Annotated in this window: 2 protein-coding genes and 2 pseudogenes; 2 read left to right on the plus strand and 2 right to left on the minus strand. The window is 64.5% G+C overall.

The genetic code is table 11. The features are described from left to right. Positions 1-947, minus strand: a pseudogene (locus VN047_RS10445) (hypothetical protein); the annotation flags it as partial. Between the two features lie 204 nt (positions 948-1,151). On the opposite strand from VN047_RS10445, the gene radC reads away from it, so the two are divergent. Both radC and rnk read left to right on the plus strand, forming a co-directional pair. Continuing rightward, entirely contained in the window at positions 1,152-1,829 is a 678-nt protein-coding gene (gene radC, locus VN047_RS10450) for a RadC family protein (RefSeq protein WP_325542411.1), read from the plus strand. 212 nt (positions 1,830-2,041) lie between these two features. After that, positions 2,042-2,440, plus strand: coding sequence for a nucleoside diphosphate kinase regulator (gene rnk / locus VN047_RS10455; protein WP_325542412.1), 399 nt, complete (start codon positions 2,042-2,044; stop codon positions 2,438-2,440). A gap of 81 nt (positions 2,441-2,521) precedes the next feature. Here the strand turns inward: rnk and VN047_RS10460 are convergent. After that, a pseudogene (locus VN047_RS10460) lies at positions 2,522-2,829 on the minus strand (calcium-binding protein); the annotation flags it as partial.

A 2,829-nucleotide genomic window follows, 5' to 3' on the forward strand; every position in this document is an offset into this window, starting at 1 on the left:
GCCGCGCTCCCGACCACGCCATTGGCATCGAGGCTGACGCTGTCGGCGGCAAAGTCCGCACCGCGCACGCGCGCCATGTCGGCATCGACGTTCAGCCTGGTGCGGATCGCCGTGCCCTCGAATCGCGCGAGCACGCCCAGCCGGTCGGCCTGCACGGGACCGGCGACGAGTTCGGCGATGCTCGCATCGGCTTCGCCCTTCCAGCTTTGCAAATCTTCCGAAAGCGAAAGATCGAGCGCAACCTGCGGCGAGACCGCGGTCACCTTGCCATCGGCGCAGCGCAGGCTGCGCCCCCGCAGCGGGCCGACGATCTGCGGGCGGACGTTACGGACGAGCACGGTGCCATAGAAGCTGAGGTCGGTTCCGCCACATCCCGCGGCGGCGATCGCGGGCGCGACCAGCGCCAGCTTGCCGGTAAAGTCGCGGCGCAGGTTGCCGTTGCCGTTGAGCGCCGCGCCGATGTTGCCCCATGGCGTCCCGATTCGCGCCCGCGCATCGCGCAGCACGACCGACAGGTCGGGCAAGGCAAAGGGGTCGGTACTGGTCGGGTCGCGGAACCGGTCGAGCGAACCGAACGAAAGCCGTCCGTCAACGAAACCGCCGTAGAGCCGGACTCCCTCGGCATGAATCCCCGACACATAAGGCCCGGACCAGCCGTAACCGAGGAAGACCTCCACCTTTTTCGCAGTGAGGTCGGGCCGGGCCGGATCGCCGATGACGATGTTCGAAAGGCGTTCGCTGCGAAAGCCGATCGAATCGATCCGGTACTGCGCCGGGACGCCCCGGCTGCCGAGCTGGTCGCTGATGAAGCGGTCGGCGATCGGCTCGCGCGCCAGCCACACGCCGGCGATCAGCGCTGCAACCGCTCCCGCGGTCAGCCAGCGTTTCTTGAACAACAGGGTCCGGTACCGCAGCCGGGGCCTCGGCGCTGCGTCGGCGTCAGCCATGCGGCGGCCGCACAAAAGAGAAGACGGGCGAACGGAAAGCGGCCGATGACGTCATGGCGTACAGATTTTCCGTCCTCCAGCCCGAACCCCGTTCAGGGGAGCAACGCCGGAAATCCCGGTTCGATGCAGGAAATTGGTCCGGTTCGCCATCATCCTTTTCTATGGCCGTTGAGTGCGCCCCACAAGGCGGTTATTCGGGTCCTCATGGGGGACACGCCGGATCATCAGGGACATCGCGCACGCTTGCGGGCAAGGCTGCTGGACGACACGGACGGCCTCGCCGACTATGAACTCGTCGAATATCTGCTCGCGCTTGCGATCCCGCGCCGCGATACCAAGCCGCTCGCCAAGGCGTTGCTGCGCGAGTTCGGGTCGTTCGCCCAGCTGATCAGCGCCGATCCCGAATCGCTGCGCCGCGTCGATGGCCTTGGCGACACCGGCATTGCGGCGCTGAAAATCGTGCAGGCGGCGAGCCTGCGCCTGCTCAAGGGTGAATTTCGCGACAAGCCCCTTCTATCGAGCTGGGACGCGCTGCTCGACTGGCTGCGCGCCGACATGGGACCGATCGACGTCGAGCGTGTCCGCGTCCTGTATCTCAACTCGCGCAACATGCTGATCCGCGACGAACTTGCGAGCGAAGGGTCGATCGACCAGTCTGCGATCTATGTTCGCGAAGTGATCAAGCGCGCGCTCGAACTCGGCGCTTCGGCGATCATCCTCGTCCACAATCACCCGAGCGGCAGCCCCGAACCGAGCCGGCAGGATATCGCGATCACGCGCGAGATCGCCGGAGCAGCGGCGAAGCTGGGCATCGCGCTGCACGACCACATCATCATCGGCGGTTCGGATTATCGCAGCTTTCGCGCGATGGGGCTCATCTAGCCCATTTGACTTCTTCCCTCCCGCACGACATCATCATCCAATGCAGATTCGACGCGGCCTTCTCCGCTTCCGTTTCCACGGGGGACAGCTTCTCGCGGGCATCTAGCCCCGGGTTCCGGCGCGACTGCCCCGAACCCGGGGCAAATTCCGTCCAGATATTTCGCGCGCGAACCGATGTTTGTGTTCGCGCGCCAGCCGGAAAGTCCGCACCCATGTCCAGAAGCAAGGCCGCAAGGCCGAAAATCCGCATGATCGACAGCGAAGCCGATACGCTGACCGAACTTACCCTGCAAAAACAGCATGAGCACGCCCGCCTTTACGAATTGCTGCTCGGCGAAATCGATCGCGCCACAATCTGCAGCGCCGAATCGATGCCGGCGAATGTCGTGACGATGGGATCGCAGGTCACATTTCTCGATGAAAAGAGCGGTGCTGAACGCACCGTCAGCATCGTCTATCCGGGCGAAGCCGATATCTCGGGCGGCAGGATATCGATCATGACACCAATCGGCGCGGGCCTCATCGGGCTCAGTATCGGCCAGTCCATCCAATGGCCCGACCGCAACGGTGTCGAACACAAGCTGACGATCATCGCTGTGCAGCAACCCTGAACGGCAAGGCCGCGTCCCATACAAATGGATGCAGCCGCCGGATCTCTCCGACGGCTGCACCACCCGGTCCGGGACGCTCAGTTAAGCGCCGCGCGACAGGAAACCGGTCAGTTCGGTCTTGTTCACGCCGCCCGACTTGTCTCCGTCGGCCGAAGCGAAGGCCTGTCCGATCCATGTTTTCACATCGGCCGATTCGACATCGGCACTCGGATCGGTCGCGGCGCGCAGTTTCTTCATCCATGCGCCGAATTCGGCTTCGTTCAGATCGCCATTCTTGTCGCCGTCATATGTAGGAAATTCCTGCTCGACGATCTGGGCGATCTGGGTCGGCGTCGCTGCCGCACCCGACGGCGCGGGTTCGCTGGCCGCGGGCGGGGTCGAGGTTTCGG

It is taken from the genome of Sphingopyxis sp. (assembly GCF_035565275.1).
Lineage (GTDB): Bacteria > Pseudomonadota > Alphaproteobacteria > Sphingomonadales > Sphingomonadaceae > Sphingopyxis.

Bases quoted from the DNA above. Each gene is read 5' to 3' on its own strand.
- rnk (WP_325542412.1), top strand. From the start codon at position 2,042: ATGTCCAGAAGCAAGGCCGCAAGGCCGAAAATCCGCATGATCGACAGC.
- radC (WP_325542411.1), top strand. From the start codon at position 1,152: ATGGGGGACACGCCGGATCATCAGGGACATCGCGCACGCTTGCGGGCA.